Raw genomic sequence first — 21,848 nt, 5'->3', positions numbered from 1 at the left:
GTGACGGCGGGCGCCTGCCGCCGCGTCACCGGTGCGGCGGCAGGGCCTGCTCCGTCCAGATGGTCTTGCCCGAGCGCGTGTACCGGCTTCCCCACCGGTCGGTGAGCTGCGCGATGAGGAAGAGGCCCCGGCCCCCCTCCTCCGTGGCGTGGGCCCGGCGCATCCTGGGCTGCGTACCGCTGCCGTCGGAGACCTCGCAGATCAGCGACGCCGCGCGGATCAGCCGGAGCCCGACGGGCCCGCCCGCGTACCGGATGGCGTTGGTGACCAGCTCGCTGGCCACCAGCTCGGTGGTGAAGGCCAGTTCGTCCAGGTCCCACCGGGACAGCTGCGCGAGCACGCGCGCGCGTGCCTCGGCCACCACCGAAGGGTCGGCCGGGAACGTCCACAGGACATGGTCCTCCGGGGGCACCCCGCGGACCGTCGCGAGCAGCAGCGTCACGTCGTCCGACAGCGGACCCGGCACCAGCCCCGCCACCACCTCGGGACCGATCGCCTCCAAGGGCCGACCGGCCGCCAGCGACGCCGACAGCGCTTGCCGGAAGGCGGCCATCCCCTCGTCGAGGTCCGCGTGGCCGCGCTCGATCAGACCGTCCGTGTAGAGCGCGAGGACACCGCCGTCCGCCACCTCCACCTCGACCGGCTCGAACGGCAGGCCACCCACCCCGAGCGGCGGACCGGGGCTGAGGTCGACGTAGGCGACGGTGCCGTCCGGGGCCGCCAGGGCGGGTGGCGGGTGCCCCGCGCTGGCCACCAGGCAGCGCCGTGTCACGGGGTCGTACGTCAGGTACAGGCACGTGGCGCCGAACGACCCGAACGCGATCTCGGTGCCGGGAGGCCGGCTCGCCTGGGCGCCGTCGGCGTCGATCGCGAACTGGGACACGAGGTCGTCGAGGTGCGTCAGCAGCTCGTCGGGTTCGAGGTCCAGGTCCGCCAGCGTCCGTACGGCGGTGCGCAGCCGCGCCATCGTCGCCGTGGCCTGCAGGCCGTGCCCGACGACGTCCCCGACGACCAGCGCGACCCGCGCGGAGGACAGCGGGATCACGTCGAACCAGTCGCCGCTGACCCCTGTGGCCGTGTCGGTCGGGAGGTACACGCTCGCGGTGCGCACCGTGGGGGTGTCGGTCGACGACGAGGGCAGCAGACTGCGCTGGAGACCGACCGCGGCGTTCCGCTCGCGGGCGTACCGGCGCGCGTTGTCCACGACCAGGGCGGCGCGGGAGGCGATCTCCTCGATGAGGGCGAGGTCCTCGCCCGTGAAGGGCGGACGTTCGTCGCCGCGGGCGACCCGGATCCGGCCGAGCAGCGATCCCCGTGCCCGCAGCCACGCGCTCATCCCGTGGGCGAGACCGAGCGCGTCGGGCGATCCGACGCCCTCCGAGGCGCGGGCCGACCCGTGGTTCGACGCCCGGTTCGACCAGATCCGGCCCGACAGCACTCCGCCGGTGTCGACCGCGACCCGCGCCCCGGCCGTGAATCCGCCGGGGGAGGCCCCGGGGGAGTGGCCGGCCACCGCCGTCCGGCGGAGCGCGTGGTCGTGATGGTTCTCGGGGGCGGGCTCCTCGTACGTGAACACGGCCTCGGCGACGTCGACGACGGCCACGTCGGCCAGCGCAGGCACCAGCACGCCCGTGAGGTCCCGGGTGATCTCCTCGGCGGAGAGGTTCGTGCTGAGCACGGCCGTCGCCCGGTGCAGCAGGTCGAGACGGCGCCGCGAGAGCCGCTGCTCCGTCACGTCGACGAACAGGGCGGTCACGCCCATCACGTGCCCCTCCGCCCCCTGGAGGCGGAACGCGGACAGCGCCATGGTCCTGCCCGACCCCGGTTCGACCAGCGTGCGGACCTCCGCGTCGAACCCGACCAGCGGGGCCCCGGTCGCCAGGACCTCCCGAAGCCGCGCGTCGATCACCCGGGCGTCCGCCTCGCGGAGGAAGTCGCCGAGCCGCGCCCCGTACAGCTCGCCCGGCACGCCCGAGTAGGGGAGGAGGTGGGTGTTCGTGCGCACCAGCCGCAGCTCGTTGTCCAGCACCGCGAGACCGATCCGGTCCTGGAGGAACAGCTCCCGCATGAAGGCGTGGCCCTGGCGCCACTGGGCGACCAGCGCCCGCGGGGCGCCGAGCACCAGGAACTCGCGCGACATCCCGGTCCGCTCGCCGGCGACCAGCGGCAGCACCCGGAACTCCACCTCGCCGCCGCAGTCGGGGTCGAGCTCCGCCCGGCCCTCCCAGACCCGCCCGTCACGCTGTTCGAGGACGTTCCGCCGGTTCGCGGGCTCGGCGAGGAGATCCCACACCCGCCGCCCGTGCAGTTCCGCCGCGGAGCGCCTCAGGAGGTTCTCCGCGGCCGGTGTGCACCGCAGGATCATCCCCTCGGCATCCACCACGAGCGCGGCGGAGTGTCCCGCGTCGAGCGGGTCGTCGCTCCCGGGGGTCATCGGACTCCCCCTCCGTTCGGCGCCTGAGCGGCCGGCACCGCCGCTCCCCAACCACTCTGCCCGTCCGCCCGTCTCTCGGCATGCCGTACTCCTCCGAATGGCACCGGGCTCGATTGGCCACGGACCCGAACGGCAACGGCCCGAACGGCACGGGACCCGAACGGCAGCGGATCCGAACGGCAACGGACCCGCATGGCAACGGACCCGAGCGGTCGGCACCGCCCGCCGGCCCGGGCGGCCCGGGCGCCTCAGCGTGCGGCGGGCCGGCCCGGAGTCGTACGCGCCGTGCCGACCGGACGGGAGCCGGCGTCGGACCAGGCGGCCAGTCCGGCCCCCAGGCAGCCGGCCCGGTCCCCGAGTGCCGCGCGGACCACTTCCGGCCGCCGCTGGAACGTCAGCCGCCGGTCGAGGGCGGCGCGCAGCGGGTCGAGCAGCAGACCGCCGGACTCGGCGAGACCGCCCCCGACCACGACGACCTCGGGCGCGAGCAGCGTCGCCGCCGTGGCCAGCGCCGCGGCGAGGGCCTCGACGGCCCGGTCCCACACGGCCCGGGCGTCGGGGTCGCCCCGTACGAGCATCGCCGCCACTTCGGCGGCGCCGTCGGCCTCGCGTCCGACGCGGGCCCCGTAGGCCGCGCCGATCGCCGCCGCCGACGCGACCGTCTCCAGGCAGCCGCGGCCACCGCAGGCGCACGGTTCGCCGCCAGGATCGACCACGACGTGGCCCAGCTCGCCCGCGAACCCCCCGGCGCGCACCGGCCGCCCGTCGCTGAACACGGCCGCGGAGACGCCGGTTCCGACGGGCACGAACCACGCGTCCCGCGCCCCCCGTGCCGCCCCGAGGCGGCACTCGGCCGCGCCGCCGGCCCGTACGTCGTGCCCGAGCGTGACGGGCAGCCCCGTCGCCTCTTCGAGCACGGCGGCGAGCGGCAGGTCACGCCATCCGAGGTTCACCGAGTGGACCGCCGTCCGCGTCTCCTCATCGACGATGCCGGGAACCACCACCCCGGCGCCCCGCACCGTCAGGGTCCGGACGGCCGCGCTCTCGTCGAGGCCTCGCAGTACAGCGGCGATCTCGGCGACCACCGCCTCCGGCCCGGCCCGCCGGGGCGTCGCCCTGCGCACGGTGTACAGGGCGTTGAGATCGCGGTCGAGCAGCGCGCCCTTCATCCCGGTCCCGCCCACGTCGAGCGCGATGACACAGTCGGGCCCGCCGGGCTCGTCACGCGGGACGGACATCGCGGTGCTGGGCATGCCGGGAGGCTCCTTGGAAAGAAGATGCACACACAGAGGGATCTCGTGCGTGAACATGCTCGTAAGGTGCCAGTTTCACGCAATTTCGAGCACGTAGGTGGGAGCGTACGAGGGAGAGGTGACGTGCGTCCAGAGGGAACGGGGGTGGCCTGCGGGTCGACCGCCGACGAGCAGGAGCCGGCCGGCGGAGTCGAAGTGCGCGGCCGTCGGCGGAGCGGCGGAGGATCTTGTTCCGCCAAGGCTTGCCAGGTATGCAATGTTCACGCAAACATGGGGGACGTCAGGCTCTTCCCGCACCCCCGCGACAGCGCGCCTCCCCAGCACAGGAGCACCCGTACATGCCTCTTCTCCAGATCGACGACGGCGGCTTCACGCTCGATGGCGAATCGTTTCGGATCCTGTCCGGCGGGCTGCACTACTTCCGGGTCCACCCCGAGCAGTGGCAGGACCGGCTCCGCAAGGCCCGCCTCATGGGCCTCAACACCGTCGAGACCTACGTCCCCTGGAACCTGCACCAGCCGCGCCCCGACCACTTCGTCATGGACGGCGGGCTCGACCTGCCCCGCTTCCTCGATCTGGCCGCGGCCGAAGGGCTGCACGTCCTCCTGCGCCCCGGCCCGTACATCTGCGCCGAGTGGGAGGGCGGCGGCATCCCGTCCTGGCTGCTCGCCGACCCCGGCATACGGCTCCGCTCGCGCGACCCGCGGTTCCTGGCGGCCGTCGACGACTACTTCACCCGGCTGCTGACGCCGCTGCGGCCGTACCTCGCCTCGCAGGGCGGCCCGGTCCTGGCCGTACAGGTGGAGAACGAGTACGGGGCGTACGGTGACGACACCGCCTATCTGGAACACATCGCCGACTCGCTGCGCGCCTGCGGGGTCGACGTCCCCCTGTTCACCTGCGACCAGCCGGTCGACCTGGAGCGGGGCGCCCTGCCCGGCGTCCTCGCCACCGCCAACTTCGGCAGCGGTGCGGCCCGGGGCCTGGCCGCGCTGCGGGAACAGCAGCCGAAGGGCCCGCTGATGTGCACCGAGTTCTGGATCGGCTGGTTCGACCGCTGGGGTGCCCACCACGTCGTCCGCGACCCCGAGCACGCCGCCGGCGAGCTCGACGAGCTCCTGGCCACCGGCGCCTCCGTGAACTTCTACATGTTCCACGGCGGCACCAACTTCGGCTTCACCAACGGCGCCAACGACAAGCACACCTACCGCCCCACCGTCACCTCGTACGACTACGACGCCCCCCTCGACGAAGCCGGCGACCCGACCGCGAAGTTCACCGCCTTCCGCGACGTCATCGCCCGGTACGCCCCCGTGCCGGACGGGCCCGTCCCGCCGCCCGGAGCCAAGCTCGCCGCCCGGACCGTGCGCCTGACCGAGAGCGCCGGACTGCTGGCACACGCCGCGACCCTCGGGACGGCCGTCGAGGCACGCCGGCCCCTCGCCATGGAGGAGCTAGAGCAGGACTTCGGCTTCGTCCTCTACGAGACCACCCTGCCCCTCAAGGGCCCGGCCCTCCTGGAGGTCGAGCACGTGCGCGACCGCGCCCAGGTCTTCGTCGACGGCCTGCCCGTCGGCGTCCTGGAGCGCGAGAACCACGAGCACGCGCTCGCCCTCACGGCCCCCCGCGCCGGCAGTACGCTCACCGTCCTCGTCGAGAACCAGGGCCGGGTGAACTACGGCCAGGGCATCCACGACCGCAAGGGCCTGCTCGGAAAGGTCCTCCTCGACGGTGCCGAACTCGCGGGCTGGACCAGCCGCCCGCTGCCCCTGACCGACCTGGACGGTCTCACCTTCGCGCCCGCCACCACGACGCCCGTCGGACCCGCCTTCCACCGGGGCACCTTCGAGGTGACCGACCCCGCCGACACCTTCCTCCACCTCGACGGCTTCACCAAGGGCAACGCCTGGATCAACGGCTTCGCCCTCGGCCGCCACTGGTCCCGCGGCCCCCAGCGGTCGCTCTACGTCCCCGCTCCCGTCCTGCGCGCCGGTACGAACGAGATCGTCGTCCTCGAACTCCACGCGGCGCACCGCGCCGGCACGGTCGAGCTCCGCGCCACGGCCGACCTCGGGCCCACCGAGGAGTAGCCCGGGCAGCCCGCGGCGGCACGCGAGAGAGCCGGGTCCGATCATCCGATCGGACCCGGCTCTTCGGGCGTCGACCCGGTGCGGTCAGTCCGGTCCGGTCAGCCCGGTCCGGTGAGCGCGGTCCGGTCAGCCCTGGCGCAGCTGCTGGGCGGGGGAGCCGTCGCAGGTCCGCTGGACGACGGCGGTGCCGTCCGCCGTGGAGGCGCCGGACACCTCCAGGCACTTGGCGCTGTGCCGGGCGGTCAGCGTGAGGTACCCGTCGCCGGTGGTGCGGACGGCCCACTCCTGGTTGCGGCCGCCGTTGCAGGAGTACTGGAAGATCTCGGCGCCGTCGGCCGCGGACAGGTTGCTCACGTCGAGGCACTTCCCGCTGTGCCGGGCGACGACGGACACGTAACCGTCACTCGCGGGGCGCAGCGACCACTGCTGGTTGGTTCCGGTGTTGCAGCCGTACTGGACGACGGCCGCGCCGTCGGCCGACCCGGCGCCGCTGACGTCGAGGCACTTGCCGCTGTGCCGGAAGGAGAGGCTCTTCCAGGTGTCCGGTGCCGTGCGCGGGAAGGTCCAGGACTGGTTGCCGCCCGTCGTCGGCTGGTGGACGCCGACCGGAGCCCCGTCGGCGGTCGAGGCGCCGGTGACGTCCAGGAGCTTGCCGCTCGCCACGTTGACCAGGGTGTGGTGTCCGTCGCCCGTGGTCGAGCGGATCCACTGCTGGGAGGTGGCGGAGCCGGGCGAGGCGAAGCCGAGGACGCCGCTGGACACGGAGAGCGCCTTGCCGGTCTTCGTGCTGGTGATCCGGTAGGCGGCGGTGTTGCCCCAGTCGGCGGCGGAAAGCTTGGTGAAGGTCCACTGCTGCGCGGTGTCCGCGGGGGCGGCGGTGCGCTGGACGAGGACGTTCTTGCCGCTGACGGTGGCGACGGCCAGCGCCTTGCCGCTGTTGTCGTTGAGCAGCTGGCGCGTGGCCCCGGTGGGCGCGGTCGTCGCCGCCGTGTTCACACCGCTGACCGTGGGCAGGACGAACGTGGTGACGGAGCCGGCGCCGACGGTCGCCTTGAAGGTCCGGCCGGTCACGGCCGCGTCGCTGTCGCGCTGGAGGTTCTTGGTCCCGTCGGTGGTCCACCGCTCGACGGCCCCGTCCGCGGCGGTCTGGAAGCCGTCGAGGTTGAGCGTGACCTCGCGCGCCTCGCCGGTCGGGTTGGTGTGGACGACGACCAGCCCGTTCCCGCCCGGCCGTATCGCCGCCAGGGTCTGCGGGTCGTCGGTGTTGAGGACGCGCGAGCCCGGGCGGACGAAGCGGCTGTAGTTCCCCATCGCCCAGTACTTCTTGTTCTTGCGCAGCGGCTCGGTGGCCGCGTCGGCGGGGGTGAAGTCGGTCTGGATGAGACCCCAGTTGGAGTTCTCGCGGCCCGGCGTCATGTTCTCGTAGTCCTCGACAGCCTGCCACAGGACCCAGGCGCGCGGCTCCAGCTCCCGCATGTCGTCGTTGATGCGCTGGGTGAGGTCGAGGGCGGGACTCATGTCGGTGAAGCTCTGGCCGACGCTGCCGCCCAGGTCCACCTCGGACATCCACAGCGGCGTGGCCTCGCCCTTGGCGATGTCACGGACGCCGGTGCGGCCGTTCGTCCCGTACGTGTGCGTGTTGAGCCGGCCCACCGCGTCGCGGACGGCGGGGGCGTACGCCTCCCAGTCGGAGCGGAACTTCCCCGGGTTCGTCTCGTCCATGGCGGCGATCGGGGTCGTCACGCCCTTCGCGTCGAGCGCGGCGCGCAGGGTCGTGATCATGCGGGCCTGGGAGGCCGGGTCCCAGTGCGAGCCCTCCTGGCGGCCGCCCGCGTGCCAGTAGTCCGTGTCCGGCTCGTTGATCGGCGAGACGGTGTCGAAGGTGACCCCGGAGGCGGTCTGGGCCCGCTGGAGCGCACCGGTGAGATAGGCGGCGAAGCGGTCGTACTGGTCGGACTTGAGGTTGTCCTGCCAGCCGTTGACCGCCCCGGAGACCAGGCCGCTGTTGGTCATGAAGTACGGGGCGGAGTTGGAGAACGCCTCGAAGGTCGAGGCGCCGCGGGCCTTGGCGGCCGTGAGCCACCAGCGCTGGTTGGCGTCGGCGTTCGGGTTCCAGTGGCCGGGGTCGGCCGGGTTCCACCAGCCGGGGGACTCCGGACCGGGCCGGTTCCAGTACCCGGGGACGGCCGCGCCCGCCCGCATGTAAGGGGCGGTCTCGGGGCTGTCGCCGCCCCCGATGTTGTAGCGGGCGATGGTGAACCCGAGGCCGTCGGCGCCGTAGAGGGCGTCCGCGAGCGCGTTGCGCTGCGCGTCGGGCCACCCGCCCGTGATGTTGGCGAACCAGGCGAGGGCGGTGCCCCAGCCCTGGAACGACGGCTGCTGGTAACTGGGATCGAGGCGTACGGTCAGCGCCGCGGCGGGGGCCTCCACGGCGCTCGCCGGCGACGAACCGGGGCCGACGGCGGTGAGGGCCGTAGCGGCGAGGACCGTGGTGGCGCCCAGTGCTGCCAGGCTCCGGGGGAGCCGGGGCCGGGACGCTGCCGGCCGGTTGGGGGTGGGGGACACGACGTGCTCCTTCGAGGGGGGACGGGTGGGCGGTGGGTGCGGAGCCCACCGCCGTGCCTCCCGACCGGGGCCGGGGGACACGGGTCAAGCGGTGCGGCCGGGGGGCCGACACGTGCGGTGACGTCGGGGGGCCGGGGCCGGGAGGTGCGCGGGTGATGGGGGGCGGCCGGGCCGGGACGTGCGGGTGATGTGGGGCGACTGGCGCCGGGAGGTGCGGGTGATGTGGTTCGGCCGGGGCCGGGAGGTGCGGGTGACGTGGGGCGCGGGGCGGTCAGGGACGGTGGCCGCCCCGCGCCGGTCACACGGTGGGGCGGGGCGGTCAGGCCGCCGCGCGCCACCACTTCTGGTTGTCGCCGGTGTTGCACGTCCACTGGTCGAGGGCGCCGCCGTCGGCGGAGGACCAGTTCGCGACGTCGAGGCACTTGCCGCTGTGGCGGGCGACGAGGGCGACGTAGCCGGAGACGTTGGTGGTCTGGACCTTCCACTGCTGGGAGGTCGAGCCGTCACAGGTGGCCTGCACGGCGGGGGCGCCGTCCGTGATGGAGGCGTCGGCCACACCGAGGCACTTGCCGCTGTGGCGGGCCATGATCTGGACGTATCCGGTGCCCAGCTTCTTGATCCAGAAGTTCTGGTTCACGCCGCTGCCGCAGCCCCACTGGACCACCGGCGTGCCGTCCGCCGAGTCGAAGTTCGCCACGTCGGCGCACTTGCCGCTGCTACGGGCGGTCAGGGTCTCCCAGGGCACGTTCATGCCCGTGACGGTGCCCGCGGCGGTGTCGATCGTGACCTGGGGGGAGTAGTCCATGGTCATGGTGGTGCTGGTGGGGAAGGTCAGCGGCAGCCAGACGTACTGGGAGTCGTTGACCGTGCCGCCCATGGAGTTGCCCCAGCGGTCGCCCATGTAGAGGTAGCTGGTCCCCTTCGTGCCCTGGACCGGCAGGACGTACGCGGTCTGGCTGCGGTACGTCGTGCCGTCGCCGACGTTCTTGAGGTCCGTCCACGAGCCGGTGACGCTGGTGGCGGTGGCGTACTTCTGCTGGTTGGGGGCCCAGCCGGTGGCGCCGGAGGTCAGCAGGAAGTACACGCCGTTCCGCTTGAACATGGCGGGCGCCTCGCGCCACTGCCCCGACCACAGCTTCTGCACCTGCGCGTCGATGCCGGTGTAGTCGGCGGTGAGCCGGTAGACGTGCAGGTCGGCGTTCTCGTTGGCGGCGGAGATCATGTAGCCGGTGCCGTCGGTGTCGACGAACGTGGTGATGTCACGCGACATGTGCCCCAGGGGCCGGAAGCTGCCGCGCCAGGTGTAGTCGCCGTCCACCGTGGACGAGACGGCGACGGCGGCGCGGGCCTCGCCGTAGTCGGAGCCGTTCTCCTTGTGCATCCACATGACGAACTGCTGGGTGGCGCTGTTGTAGATGACCTTGGGACGCTCGATATTGGCCCAGTCGAGCTCGGGGTCGGTCGCTTCGGTGAGGACGTGGTTGCGGAACTCCCACGTCTTCAGGTCGGTGGACCGGTAGGCGGAGACGTACCGGAACGTGTTGTCGGTGTTCCGGTCCTCGCCGAACCAGTAGTAGTACTGACCGACCTTGATCACGCCGCCGCCATGGGCGTGCACGGGATTGCCGGCCGGATCGGTGAACTGCGTGCCGTTGGTGATGCTCACCGGGGCGGCGTGGGCCGTGCCGGCGGCGGTGACGAGGGACAGGAGGAGGGCGCAGAGGAATGCCGCCGTCCCGGAGATCTTGAGTCGCATGGCGCGATACCTCGTGGTGTTGCGTCGGACCGGGCGCGCCGCGCGGACAGCGCGGCAGGGGCCGCTATGGGGACCGGAGCGGTGGGGGGCGCCTGGAGTGGGGGACCGGCCGTTCGGGCCGTACGGACATCGCGAACACGTAATGTTTTCGTAAACACGATGTAGCCGGAAGTCTGGGAGCGGCACCCGGGCCTGTCAAGGACTCGGACGAAAGCGGTCGGGGTTTTGACCGCCGAACCTGTTTGCGTCAACATGACTCGATGGGGGTGCCACGCGTGCGCCCTCGGTACCCTCCGGGAAGGAACGGTCGAAGTGGCGGACAAGGCAACGAGAGCGCCCCGCTCGCGCCCACCCCGGAAGTGGCCCTCCATGGCTGAGGTCGCCGCGAAGGCGGGTGTGTCCTCACAGACGGTCTCGCGCGTGGCCAACAACCACGACAACGTCGACGAGACGACCCGCGCCAAGGTCCTCGCCGCGATGCAGGAGCTCGGCTACCGCCCCAACGCGGCGGCCCGTGCCCTGGTCACGGGCAAGTTCGGGGCCATCGGCGTGGTCAGCTTCGACGTCGGCGCCCACGGCAACGCCCGCACCCTCGGAGCCATCGCCGACGCGGCGCGCGAGGCCGGTTTCTCGATCAACTTCATGGGCGTCCGCGCCCAGACGGAAGCCGCCGTACGCCAGGCGTTCCGGCACCTCATGCTGCAGTCCGTCGACGGCATCGTGCTGGTCGAGTCGCAGATGCTCGACACGCCGTCGCTGCACCTGCCGCCCACGATGCCGGTGGTCGTCGCCGACGGCGACACCGGGCACGCGTACCCGAACGTCGACTTCGACCAGGCCCGCGGTGCCCAGAGCGTGGTCGGCCACCTCCTCGAACTCGGCCACCGGACCGTCTACCACGTCAGCGGCCCGCACGACTCCTTCGCCGCCCGGCGGCGGGCCGAGGCGTGGGAGCGCACGCTCGTCGCGGCCGGCGCCCCCGTGCCGCCCGTGCTGTACGGGGACTGGACCGCGGAGTCCGGCTACCTGGCCGGGCGGACCCTCGCGCAGGTCGCCGACGCCACCGCGGTCTTCGCCGCGAACGACCAGATGGCGCTGGGCGTCCTGCGGGCTATGCACGAGGCGGGCCGGTCCGTGCCCGGCGACATCAGCGTCGCGGGCTTCGACGACGTTCCCGAGGCCCCCTTCTTCGAACCCCCGCTGACCACCGTCCACCAGGACTTCGACGTCGTCGGCCGGCACTGCGTGACCCTTCTCCTCGAACAGATCGAGCGCCGCGGCAACGGCCCGCGCCGCCTCGCCGTCGAACCCACCCTCGTCGTCCGCGCCAGCACGGCGCCGCCGCCCGCACGCTGACGGATCCCGGCGCGGGGGACGCCTGGGACATGACGGTTTTCGCCCCGTGGGGCACGCCGGCGACCTGACGGTTTCCGCCACGGTGCACGCCCGCGCCCTGACGGTTTTCGCCACGGCGCACGCCACCTCGCCGGACGCGTCCCCGGCGCACCGCCTACGCGTCTCCACGGCGCCGCGCGGTCCTCACCTGCCGCTTCTCCCCGCCGCCTTCCCCCGCGAGTCGCCCGGGCCGCGCGGCGTCGCTGCGGCATGCCCCGCCACCGAACCGGCACCGAACCACCACCGAACCGGCACCGAACCCGCCGACGAGGCACTGGCTTCGCCTCGTCCGGGCCGGTGGCGACGGCCGGGTTGTACGACGGCGGCATCGCCACGTCTCGAATGGACGGCCTGTCACTGCTCGTCACTTAGATCCTGCTTGTTCGCTACGTTTCTGTGCTTGACGCCCCTCTGAGGGTGGTGCAACCATCAAGCCACCGATGATTACGTAAACATTTCCTCATCGGGTCAGACTTCCTCCGGCCCTCGGGCCCGGGCCTCTGCATCCACCGCTCCGTTCCCGACCGGTCGGTCACCGACGCAAGGAACCACCATGACGCTCCTGTCGACGTCAGCTCAGGCGGCCCCACCGCCTCGCCGGCGAGCCCGTTTCCGCCTCCGGAAGGAGGCCTGGGTGGGCTGGGGGTTCGCCGGCCCGTTCGTGGCGGTCTTCGGCCTCGTCTTCCTCGCGCCGATCGGTTACGCGCTGTACCTGAGCCTGTTCCAGGACCGCCTGATCGGTGGCACCTCGTTCGTCGGGCTGGACAACTACGGCGAGGCGCTGGCCGACCCGCGTTTTTGGCAGGGCCTGACCCGGGTGGGTCTGTTCCTGCTGGTGCAGGTGCCGGTGATGCTCGGGATCGCGCTGCTGGTCGCCCTGGCGATCGACAGCGGCCGGCTGTACGGCAAGACGTTCTTCCGCGTCTCGATCTTCCTGCCCTACGCCGTGCCCGCCGTCGTGGCCAGCCTGATCTGGGGCTTCATGTACGGCACCCAGTTCGGCCTGGTCGGCAACGTCAACGACGCCCTGGGCGTCGCCCTGCCCGACCCGCTGTCCCCGTCACTGGTCCTTGCGTCCATCGGCAACATCGTGACCTGGGAGTTCGTCGGCTACAACATGCTGATCTTCTACTCCGCGCTCAAGGTCGTACCCCGCTCGCTGTACGAGGCCGCGGCCATCGACGGCGCCGGCGAATGGCGGGTGATCGCCTCGGTCAAGCTGCCCGCGATCCGCAGCGCCCTGGTCATCGCCACGATCTTCTCGATCATCGGCAGCTTCCAGCTGTTCAACGAGCCCAGCATCCTGCAAAAGCTCGCCCCCAACGCGATCACCAGCGACTTCACCCCCAACCTCTACACCTACTCGCTGTCCTTCTCCGGCCAGCAGCACAACTACGCGGCGACCGTCGCGATCGTGATGGGCGTGATCACCGCGATCATCGCCTACACCGTCCAGCTGCGCGGCATGCGGAAGGGCTGACCCGATGACCACCTCCCTCCCCACCACCACCGCCACGACGGCGGCGGCGACCGAAGCCACACCCCATCGAACGCCCACCGCTTCTTCGGACCACACCACCACCAGCACCGCCAAGCGCCGCCGGCCCCGCCTCCCGCACACCCCGCTCCACCCCCGCCCCAGCATCCCGCTGACCCTGGTGACCGGCCTGGTCCTGCTCTACACCCTGGCCCCGCTGGCCTGGCTCGTCATCAACGCCACCAAGGACCAGACGGGACTGCTCGACTCCTTCGGACTCTGGTTCGCCGACGAGAGCCACTTCTGGGACAACATCACCCGCACCCTCACCTACGACGACGGCGTGTTCCTCCGCTGGCTCCTCAACACCCTCCTCTACGTCGCCGCCGGCGCCGGCGGCGCCACCGTCCTGGCCGTCCTGGGCGGCTACGCCCTGGCCAAGTACGACTTCCCCGGCCGCAAAGCCGTCTTCGCCGTCGTCATCGGAGCCGTCGCCGTCCCCGGCACCGCGCTGGCTGTCCCCACCTTCCTCATGTTCAGCAACATGGGACTCACCAACACCCCCTGGGCCGTGATCATCCCGTCCCTGATCTCCCCCTTCGGCCTCTACCTCATGTGGGTCTTCGCCGCCGAGGCCGTCCCCACCGAACTCCTCGAAGCCGCCCGCATCGACGGCTCGGGCGAACTGCGCACCTTCTTCACCATCGCGCTCCCGCTCCTGATGCCCGGCACCGTCACCGTGCTCCTCTTCTCGATGGTGGCGACCTGGAACAACTACTTCCTGCCACTCATCATGATCAAGGACCCCGACTGGTACCCGCTCACCCTCGGCCTCAACGCCTGGAACGCCCAGGCCCAGACCGCCGGCGGCGAAGCCGTCTTCGACCTCATCATCACCGGCTCCCTCCTCACGATCGTCCCGATCGTCGCCGTCTTCCTCCTCCTCCAGCGGTTCTGGCAATCCGGCCTCGCCGCAGGCAGCGTCAAGGAATGACGCCCCGCCAGTTCCCCTTCCCTCCTCCTCTCCCGTCCCACCCGCACCACCGACCAGGAGCACAGTCCATGAGAACGCACACCACCCGCAGACTGCTCGGCGCCCTTGCCGTGGTCTCCACGCTCGCGCTGACCGTCACGGCCTGCGGTTCCGGCGCCTCGGACGGCGGCGGTGGCGCCGCCGGCCCCGAGGACGTCAACGCCGCGCTGGAGAAGGGCGGAAAGGTGACGGTGTGGGCCTGGGAACCCACGCTCAAGAAGGTGGCGGAGGACTTCGAGAAGAAGTACCCCAAGGTCGACGTCGAACTGGTCAACGCCGGCACCGGCGACAAGCAGTACACCGCCCTGCAGAACGCCATAGCCGCCGGGTCCGGCGCTCCCGACGTGGCGCAGGTCGAGTACTACGCCCTCGGCCAGTTCGCGATCGGCAAGTCCGTGGAGGACCTGTCGTCCTACGGCGCCCAGAAGTACGGGACGAGCTTCACCCCGGGTCCGTGGGACGCGGTCACCGAGGACAAGGCGATCTACGCCCTGCCCATGGACTCCGGCCCGATGGCCTTCTTCTACAACAAGAAGGTCTTCGACAAGCACGGCATCAAGGTCCCCACCACCTGGGACGAGTACGTGGAAGCCGCCCGCGCCCTCCACAAGGCCGACCCGAAGATCTTCATCACCAACGACACCGGCGACGCCGGCGCCACCACCAGTCTCATCTGGCAGGCCGGCGGCCGCCCTTACAAGGCCGACGGCACCAACGTGACCGTCGACTTCGGTGACGAAGGCACCAAGACGTACACCGCCACCTGGCAGAAGCTCCTCGACGACAAGCTCCTCGCCCCCATCAGCTCCTGGAGCGACGCCTGGTACAAGGGCCTCGCCGACGGCTCCATCGCCACCCTCTCCATCGGCGCCTGGATGCCCGCCAACTTCACCTCCGGTGTCTCTTCCGCCTCCGGCGATTGGCGCGTCGCCCCCCTGCCCCAGTGGACGAAGGGCGACAAGACGACGGCCGAGAACGGCGGCAGCTCGCTCGCCGTGCCGAAGGCCGCCAAGAACAAGGAACTCGCCTACGCCTTCACCGAGTTCGCCACCACCGGCGCCGGCGCCACCTCCCGTGTCGCCGCGGGTGCCTTCCCCGCCACCCGCGCCGACCTCGAATCGAAGGCCTTCCTCGACGCCGAGTTCCCCTACTTCGGCGGCCAGAAGGCCAACCAGATCTTCGCCGAGTCCGCCCGCAACGTCGGACCCGACTGGACCTACCTCCCCTACCAGGTCTACGCCAACTCCATCTTCAACGACACCGTCGGCAAGGCCTACGTCACCTCCACCAAGCTCGACGCCGGCCTCAAGGCCTGGCAGGACGCCAGCGTGAAGTACGGCAGCGACCAGGGCTTCACCGTCAACAAGTAGCAGCGACGCCGTGGCTTCGGCTGCCCCTTCGCAAGGGGCGGTCGAAGCCACCGTGCGTTCATTTCTGTGCGATTTCCCCTTCCTGAATGACATGCGCACGACAGACCCCAACTATGCCTTGCCGCACGGCAGTTACGGCCCCATGCGGCTCGAATCACGGACGTGTCTCAACTTTCCATGGGGCTTGACGGTATGGATAGCCAGGCGGTGTCATGGTGTTGCGCGTTTGAATCTGTTTGGTTTCGAGGGATTGTGATGCCCGGGCGGGGTGCCCAGCACCCCGCGGCCCGCCCCTCCTCCGCCCCGCACGACCCGCACGACCTGCACGCCGGATGCGGCGGTCGTCGCCCGCACTAAGGAGCCCCCGATGTTCCGTTCCGCACCCCGCCGTGTGGCCGCCGCCACCGCACTCGTCGTCTCGCTCGGCCTGGCCTCGGCCGCCTGTTCGTCCGGGAAGGCATCGACCGGCGGCGACGACCAGGTCGCCAAGGTCGACGGGAAGATCTCGATCACGTACCTCCAGAAGCAGGGCGACCAGGAGTACTTCATCGGCGAGGCCGCCGGCGCGAAGGCGAAGGCCGAAGAGCTCGGCATCGACCTCAAGGTCGTCAACCTGGGCAACGACGCCAACAAGACCGTCAGCGAAGTGCAGTCGGCGATCGCCCAGAAGACGAACGGCGTCATCATCGTCGTACCCGACCCGGCCGTCGGCCCGCAGGTCGTCCAGACCGCCAAGGACGGCAAGGTCGCCCTCCTGACCTCCGACGACCAGATCTGCACCACCGGCCCGGACCCGGCCGCCTGCGGCAAGGCCGACCTGGTGCCGCGGATCGGCTTCAGCGGCGCCCAGATGGGCGAGGAGGTCGGCAAGCGTGCCGCCGCCGAGTTCCGGAAGGCGGGCTGGACCGCCGCCGACACCCGGGTCGTCTCGGCCTGGAAGCAGGACGTGACCGTCTGCGGCGACCGCGTGGCGGCCGCCAAGAAGGCCTTCGACGCGGCCGTCCCCGGGGTGAAGACCATCGACGTCCCCACCGACAACACGCCCACCGGCGCCCAGGACAAGATCGCCGCCACCGTCACCGCCAACGCCGGTGTCAAGAACTGGGTGATCTGGGGCTGCAACGACGAGAACGTGATGGGCGGCGTCACCGCGCTCGCCAACGCCGACGTCGGCGCCGACCACGTCGTCGGAGTCGGCCTCGGCGCCTACCTGGCCTGCAAGGAATGGCAGTCGGACAAGGCGAGCGGCATGAAGGCCGCGCTGTTCATCAACGGCAAGGACGTCGGCGCCCTGGCCGTCCAGACCATGTACGACAAGCTCAAGAACGGCAAGGACTTCCCCGCCGAGGCCTTCGCCCCGACGACCATGGTCGACCACGCCTCCTGGAAGACCGCCGGAGTCGCCTGCGGCTGAGTACTCCCGGCCGGCGGCGCCACCGAAACCGCCGCCGGCCGGTGACCCACTGCCCGGCGCGTCGGACCCCTTCCCACCCCCACCCCCCGGTCCCGACGCGCCGGCCCCGGCCCCACCTCCCACGCACCGGCCCCCCGCCTCCGCCTCCGGTGCGCAGGCCAGGCCCTGGGCCCCCGACCTCCGAGCCCTCCGCTCCCGAGGTGCCGGGTTCCCCCCACACACACCCACTCCCGGCGCGCCAGGCCGTCCCCCCGCTGCCCGGCGCGCCGGGTCTCCACCCCCGACCAGCCCCGCACTTCGCGCCCCGCACCCTGCCTTCGAGGTGAACCGAGACATGACCCGATCCCCTCACCCGGACTCCGCTCCGGGATCCCCCGACGGCCCGCCTTCCGCGGGCTCCCGCCGCCCGTCCGTCGGGGTGTCGGGCATCATCAAGCGCTTCGGCGAGGTCCGGGCGATCGGCGGCGTCACGCTCGACTTCCCGGCCGCACAGGTCACCGCCCTCATGGGGGAGAACGGTGCGGGAAAGTCCACCCTGCTCAAGATCCTCACCGGCGACCACCAGCCCACCGAGGGGCACGTGGTCGTGGACGGAGCCCCCGTCACGCTCGACTCCCCGGCCCGCGCCCGGGCCGCCGGCATCCGGATCATCCCGCAGGAACCCGAGATCGTCCCGCACATCTCCGTCGCGGAGAACGTCTACGCGGGATCCCTGCCCCGCAAGCACGGGCGGCTGCTCGACCGGGCCGAGCTCGACCGGCGCATCAGGGCCGACCTGGAGCGCCTCGGCTTCTCCCACGTCCTCGACCCGGACCTGCTCGGATCCCAGCTCACGCCCGCCCAGCGGCAGTTGGTGGAGATCATGCGGGCGCTGACCGGCAGCACCACCGCCCGTCTGATCGCGTTCGACGAGCCCACCTCCTCCCTGTCCGAGCACGAGGTCGACGCACTGTTCGCGCTGATCCGGCGGCTGCGCGACGACGGGATCGCGATCGTCTACGTCTCGCATCGCATGCAGGAGATCTTCCAGCTCGCCGACCGCATCGCGGTACTGCGCGACGGCACCCTCGTCGGCGTGCAGGACGCCCGCGCCACCGACGAGGGCGAACTCGTACGGCTGATGGTGGGCCGCGACCTCTCCGCCATGTTCGTACGACAGCGGGTCGCCACGGACCGGCTGGTCCTCGACGTCCGGAACCTCACCACCGACGACGTCACCGACATCTCGCTGCGGGTGCACGCCGGCGAGGTCGTCGGCCTGGCGGGCCTGATCGGCGCCGGACGCTCGGAGCTCGCCCTCGCCCTCGCGGGCGACCTGCCGATCCGCGCCGGTACGGCCACGCTGGACGGCGTCAAGCTGCGCGGCGGGCGGCCCGGCGAAGTGATCCGCGCCGGACTCGGGCTCGCGCCCGAGGAGCGCAAGGCACAGGCGCTGTTCCTCCAGCAGAGCATCAAGGAGAACGCCTCCCTGGTCGTCCTCAACCGGCTGCGGCGCTTCCGTTTCGTGCGGCGCGCGGCGGAACGCAAGCTCGCCCAGGAGTTCTCCGACCGGCTCCGGGTGCGCACCCCGTCGATCGACCACGAGGTGCGCAAGCTGTCCGGCGGCAACCAGCAGAAGGTCGTGCTCGCCCGTTGGCTCGCCCGCAAGCCGAAGGTCCTGATCCTCGACGAGCCGACGCGCGGGATCGACGTCGGTGCGAAGGCGGAGATCTACCAGATCATCGCCGACCTGGCCGCCGAGGGAGTCGCCGTCCTCGTCATCTCCTCCGAACTCCCCGAACTCCTCGGCCTCGCCGACCGGGTGGTCGTCATGCAGGGCGGCCGGATCACCGGCGAACTCGACCGCAGCGAAGCCACCGAAGAAGCCATTCTCGAACTCGCCATGGCCGACGACATCGTCGGCGCCGCCCCTGGAGCCTCCTCATGACCCTCACCAGCACCCCCGCACCGACCGTCAAGGGCTCCGGCGACGACGGCCGCGCCTCGCGGCGCCCCGCGTTCCTGTCCGGCATCGGCGGTCAGAACATCAGCCTCGTGGGAGCGCTCCTCGTCGTCCTCGTCCTGTTCGGCGTCCTCAACGACAACTACCTGAGCCTGTCCAACATGCAGGTGATCGCCGAAGCGGCGACCATCACCGGCCTGCTCGCCATCGTCCAGACCGTCGTCATCATCTGCGGCGGCCTCGACATCTCCGTCGGGTCCCAGGTCGGCGTGGCGTCCGTCGTCAGCGCCATGGTGTTCACGACCACCGGTTCGAGCGCCGTCCTCGGCATGGTCGCCGCCGTCGGTGTCGGCCTCCTCGTCGGCGCGCTGAACGGCATCGTCATCGTCTACGGGCGGGTCAATCCCACCATCGCCACCCTCGCCGGCCTCGCCGCCTACAAGGGCCTCGCCCAGCTCCTCTCCGACGGACGCGCGCAGGGGTACGTCCTCAACGACGACCTCTTCGTCTTCCTCGGCCGCGGCAAGATCGCCGGCCTCCCCGTGATGGTGTGGATCCTCGTCGTCGTCGCCGTCACCGTGCACCTGCTGCTCAAGTACACCGACATCGGCCGCAACCTCTACGCGATCGGCGGCAACGACACGGCCGCCCGCCTCGCGGGCATCAGCATCAACAAGTACCTGATCTGCGTCTACACACTCATCGGCGCCGTCGCCGCCGTCGCGGGCATCCTCCTCACCGCCCGCACCGGCTCCGGCCAGCCCGTCTCCGGCAGTGAGGGCCTCGAACTGAAGGCCATCACCGCGGCCGCCCTCGGCGGCGCCGCCCTCAAGGGCGGCAAGGGCGGCATCGGCGGCACCCTCCTCGCGGTGGCCCTCCTCGGCTGCCTGGAGAACGGCCTGACGGTCCAGGGCATCAACACCTTCTGGCAGAACGTCGCCCAGGGCGCCCTCCTCGTCATCGCCGTCGTCATCCAGCAGCGCCGCAGCGGCGAACGCGCCGTCGGCCTTCCTCACTGACGGACCCCTCGGACGGCCGGCGACGCCCCCCCGTGGCGCCGCCGGCCGCCCGAGGGTGGACGGGGAACGGGCTCCCGCAGAGGGCTCCCATAGGCCATACTTACCATTCGGTAACACCGTCGGCCTGTCCCTCGGCACGTCCGACACCCGCCCGCCCCCCTGCCCGAGGAGAGCCCGCCATGGCCCGATCCGCTCGTTCCGCACTGCTGCTGGCCGGCCTGCTCGCCTCGGCCGGCGTCGCCCACTTCGTGGCCCCGAAGCAGTTCGACGCGATCGTGCCCAAGTCCCTGCCGGGCAGCCCCCGCACCTGGACAGCCGTCAGCGGCGCGGCGGAACTCGCGCTCGCCGCCGGCATCGCCGTCCCGGCGACCCGCCGCCGCAGCGCCCAGGCAGCCGCCCTCTTCTTCGCCGGAGTGTTCCCCGCCAACGTGAAGATGGCCCACGACTGGCGGCACCGCCCCACGCCCGCCAAGGCCGTCGCCTACGCGCGGCTGCCCCTCCAGGTCCCGCTGATCCTCTGGGCCCGCGCCGTGGGCCGCGGCGCGGCCCGGACCTGAGCACAGGCCGGCCGACGCGACGGCGGCCCGCGGCTCAGTAGCGGTCGGCCGCCAGGAGGGGACCGTAGTAGCGGCCGCGGATCGGGTGCCCCGGGTCGCCGTAGTAGCCGTGCCGGGCGTCGATCAGCTGACGGTGCGCGGCGTCACCGACGACCGTGCGGATGGTCCGGGCCGGGTCGCCGACCGGGCACCGGCGGACGGCGACGCACAGCGCGGTCGTCCCGGCGGCGACAGCGGTGGCCGGACCGGTGCCGGTGACCAGGAGCGGCAGCGGCTCGCCCACGGGCGGGGTGGTGGCCACGCACACACCGGGGGCGGCGACCAGATGCCGCCGGTCGGCGGCGGCGCGTGCGAAGCTCGCCAGCGGAATGGCGACCTGGTCGTCGGCGAACCCGAAGCCGCCCATGTCGTCGCCCCGGCAGTCGGCGCCCGGACCCCCGCCCGGCCTGCCGTCGAAGTCGGCCATGGCGGTGGCGGTGAGCACCTCGTCGTAGGAGGCGGGCGCGGCGACGGCGATGTCGAAGCGGAAACTCCCCGCGGCGGCGACGAGCGTGACACCCGCGCGCGTGGCGGCGCACACCGCCTGGTGGAGGGCGTCGTGCAGCACCGCGCCGCAGCGTCCGTCGTCCGCGGGCGTCAGGTTGGTGGAGGCGAACGCCATCGTCGCGACGTGGACGTCGTTGCCCGGGTCCGCGTCCGCGCGGCTCGCGGCGACCCGGTCCAGCGCGCACAGCAGCGCCGCGTCCGTGGCGTCGCGCCCGTCGTCCGGAAACACCTTGTACGACCACAGCGGAGCGCCGGGCGCGGTCCCGACGACGCCGATCCCGTTGTCCCGCGCGCCGACGATCCCGGCCAGCGACGTACCGAACAGGAGCGGGTCGGACAGCGCCGCACCGGGTACGACGGGACTGCCAGTGACACAGTCGGTGCCGCCCCGCACGTTCAGATCGGGGTGCCCACCGGTGATGCCCGTGTCGATGACCGCCACGTTCACCCCGGCGACGGCACCGCGCCCGTCGCCGGACCGCGTGGACGACTCGTCGGCCTCGATCCGGTCGGCCCACTCGGGCAGGCACTGCCGCCGCGTGACGTCGACGGCCGTACGACAGGACCCCGACACCGGCGCCACCTCGCCGCCGGCCCCCGCCCTCGCCGCGGACGCCTTCACGGCAGGGGGACGGACGGGGCGCGTGGCAGGGCGGTAGGTGCGCTCGGGGGCCACGAACCGGACACCCGACGCCTGTCCCAGCCGCGCCGCCTGAGCGGGCGTGAGGTCCGCCGCGTACCCCTTGAGCGCGTACCGGAAAACGGCCCGCGGCGACGGTCCGCGCCCCAGGCCCCTGAGCTGGCGTCCGGCGAGCGCGGTCGGATCGGCGCCCGCCGTGTCGTCCAGGACGACGATGTAGCGGCCCATCCGGTCCGGCTCGTCGGCGGCCCGCACCGACGGGGACACGACACCCTGGAAGGCCAGGGCCGTGGCGGCGGCCAGGGAGGACAGTGCGGTGATGCGGCGGCGGTTCACGCCTGCTCCTGACTTACGGGG

The 21,848-nt window shown here is 72.0% G+C and carries 14 protein-coding genes; 9 read left to right on the top strand and 5 right to left on the bottom strand.

What is annotated here, in order from left to right; all coding sequences use genetic code 11:
• Positions 1–25: 25 nt before the first annotated feature.
• Positions 26–2,434 (bottom strand): SpoIIE family protein phosphatase, encoded by a 2,409-nt coding sequence (locus MRBLMG1_RS19430; protein ID WP_367825332.1) that lies wholly within the window; start codon positions 2,432–2,434, stop codon positions 26–28.
• Between the two features lie 248 nt (positions 2,435–2,682).
• Complete coding sequence (locus MRBLMG1_RS19425; protein ID WP_367825331.1) at positions 2,683–3,687, bottom strand: ROK family protein; 1,005 nt, start codon at positions 3,685–3,687, stop codon at positions 2,683–2,685.
• Between the two features lie 338 nt (positions 3,688–4,025).
• Here MRBLMG1_RS19425 and MRBLMG1_RS19420 point away from each other — a divergent pair, with 338 nt between their 5' ends.
• Entirely contained in the window at positions 4,026–5,777 is a 1,752-nt protein-coding gene (locus MRBLMG1_RS19420) for a glycoside hydrolase family 35 protein (RefSeq protein WP_367825330.1), read from the top strand.
• Positions 5,778–5,903: 126 nt separating this feature from the next.
• Here MRBLMG1_RS19420 and MRBLMG1_RS19415 read toward each other — a convergent pair whose 3' ends face one another.
• Positions 5,904–8,342 (bottom strand): RICIN domain-containing protein, encoded by a 2,439-nt coding sequence (locus tag MRBLMG1_RS19415; RefSeq protein ID WP_367825329.1) that lies wholly within the window; start codon positions 8,340–8,342, stop codon positions 5,904–5,906.
• A gap of 319 nt (positions 8,343–8,661) precedes the next feature.
• On the bottom strand, positions 8,662–10,098 hold the full coding sequence (locus MRBLMG1_RS19410; RefSeq protein ID WP_367825328.1) for an RICIN domain-containing protein: 1,437 nt from the start codon (positions 10,096–10,098) through the stop codon (positions 8,662–8,664).
• 369 nt (positions 10,099–10,467) lie between these two features.
• Here MRBLMG1_RS19410 and MRBLMG1_RS19405 point away from each other — a divergent pair, with 369 nt between their 5' ends.
• The 8 genes from MRBLMG1_RS19405 (at position 10,468) to MRBLMG1_RS19370 (ending at position 20,305) form a co-directional block, all read left to right on the top strand.
• A complete protein-coding gene (locus MRBLMG1_RS19405) occupies positions 10,468–11,454 on the top strand; it encodes a LacI family DNA-binding transcriptional regulator (protein ID WP_367825327.1) in 987 nt (328 codons plus the stop codon).
• Between the two features lie 592 nt (positions 11,455–12,046).
• Positions 12,047–12,973, top strand: coding sequence for a carbohydrate ABC transporter permease (locus MRBLMG1_RS19400; RefSeq protein ID WP_367825326.1), 927 nt, complete (start codon positions 12,047–12,049; stop codon positions 12,971–12,973).
• Positions 12,974–12,977: 4 nt separating this feature from the next.
• Positions 12,978–13,964, top strand: a complete 987-nt coding sequence (locus MRBLMG1_RS19395) for a carbohydrate ABC transporter permease (RefSeq protein WP_367825325.1) — start codon at positions 12,978–12,980, stop codon at positions 13,962–13,964.
• A 68-nt stretch (positions 13,965–14,032) separates the two neighbouring features.
• On the top strand, positions 14,033–15,373 hold the full coding sequence (locus MRBLMG1_RS19390) for an ABC transporter substrate-binding protein (RefSeq protein ID WP_367825324.1): 1,341 nt from the start codon (positions 14,033–14,035) through the stop codon (positions 15,371–15,373).
• A gap of 367 nt (positions 15,374–15,740) precedes the next feature.
• A complete protein-coding gene (locus MRBLMG1_RS19385) occupies positions 15,741–16,787 on the top strand; it encodes a substrate-binding domain-containing protein (RefSeq protein ID WP_367825323.1) in 1,047 nt (348 codons plus the stop codon).
• Positions 16,788–17,121: 334 nt separating this feature from the next.
• Positions 17,122–18,714 carry a sugar ABC transporter ATP-binding protein gene (locus MRBLMG1_RS19380; RefSeq protein WP_367825322.1) on the top strand — a complete coding sequence of 531 codons (1,593 nt, stop codon included), beginning with the start codon at positions 17,122–17,124 and terminating at the stop codon, positions 18,712–18,714.
• Positions 18,711–19,748, top strand: coding sequence for an ABC transporter permease (locus MRBLMG1_RS19375; RefSeq protein ID WP_367825321.1), 1,038 nt, complete (start codon positions 18,711–18,713; stop codon positions 19,746–19,748). Before MRBLMG1_RS19380 ends, MRBLMG1_RS19375 begins: the two co-directional genes overlap by 4 nt.
• Positions 19,749–19,927: 179 nt before the next feature.
• Positions 19,928–20,305: a DoxX family protein gene (locus MRBLMG1_RS19370; protein WP_367825320.1), complete on the top strand. Its 378-nt coding sequence runs from the start codon at positions 19,928–19,930 to the stop codon at positions 20,303–20,305.
• Between the two features lie 34 nt (positions 20,306–20,339).
• Here the strand turns inward: MRBLMG1_RS19370 and MRBLMG1_RS19365 are convergent, their stop codons facing one another.
• Positions 20,340–21,827, bottom strand: a complete 1,488-nt coding sequence (locus tag MRBLMG1_RS19365) for a S8 family serine peptidase (RefSeq protein WP_367825319.1) — start codon at positions 21,825–21,827, stop codon at positions 20,340–20,342.
• Positions 21,828–21,848 lie beyond the last annotated feature (21 nt).

It is taken from the genome of Streptomyces sp. LMG1-1-1.1 (genome assembly GCF_040815545.1).
GTDB lineage: Bacteria > Actinomycetota > Actinomycetes > Streptomycetales > Streptomycetaceae > Streptomyces.
This window is presented reverse-complemented; position numbering and strand designations above follow the sequence as displayed.

Excerpts from the sequence above, each read along its gene's own strand:
- MRBLMG1_RS19430 (WP_367825332.1), bottom strand. The coding sequence starts at position 2,434 with ATGACCCCCGGGAGCGACGACCCGCTCGACGCGGGACACTCCGCCGCG.
- MRBLMG1_RS19425 (WP_367825331.1), bottom strand. The coding sequence starts at position 3,687 with ATGCCCAGCACCGCGATGTCCGTCCCGCGTGACGAGCCCGGCGGGCCC.
- MRBLMG1_RS19420 (WP_367825330.1), top strand. The coding sequence starts at position 4,026 with ATGCCTCTTCTCCAGATCGACGACGGCGGCTTCACGCTCGATGGCGAA.
- MRBLMG1_RS19410 (WP_367825328.1), bottom strand. The coding sequence starts at position 10,098 with ATGCGACTCAAGATCTCCGGGACGGCGGCATTCCTCTGCGCCCTCCTC.
- MRBLMG1_RS19405 (WP_367825327.1), top strand. The coding sequence starts at position 10,468 with ATGGCTGAGGTCGCCGCGAAGGCGGGTGTGTCCTCACAGACGGTCTCG.
- MRBLMG1_RS19400 (WP_367825326.1), top strand. The coding sequence starts at position 12,047 with ATGACGCTCCTGTCGACGTCAGCTCAGGCGGCCCCACCGCCTCGCCGG.
- MRBLMG1_RS19395 (WP_367825325.1), top strand. The coding sequence starts at position 12,978 with ATGACCACCTCCCTCCCCACCACCACCGCCACGACGGCGGCGGCGACC.
- MRBLMG1_RS19390 (WP_367825324.1), top strand. The coding sequence starts at position 14,033 with ATGAGAACGCACACCACCCGCAGACTGCTCGGCGCCCTTGCCGTGGTC.
- MRBLMG1_RS19385 (WP_367825323.1), top strand. The coding sequence starts at position 15,741 with ATGTTCCGTTCCGCACCCCGCCGTGTGGCCGCCGCCACCGCACTCGTC.
- MRBLMG1_RS19380 (WP_367825322.1), top strand. The coding sequence starts at position 17,122 with ATGACCCGATCCCCTCACCCGGACTCCGCTCCGGGATCCCCCGACGGC.
- MRBLMG1_RS19375 (WP_367825321.1), top strand. The coding sequence starts at position 18,711 with ATGACCCTCACCAGCACCCCCGCACCGACCGTCAAGGGCTCCGGCGAC.
- MRBLMG1_RS19370 (WP_367825320.1), top strand. The coding sequence starts at position 19,928 with ATGGCCCGATCCGCTCGTTCCGCACTGCTGCTGGCCGGCCTGCTCGCC.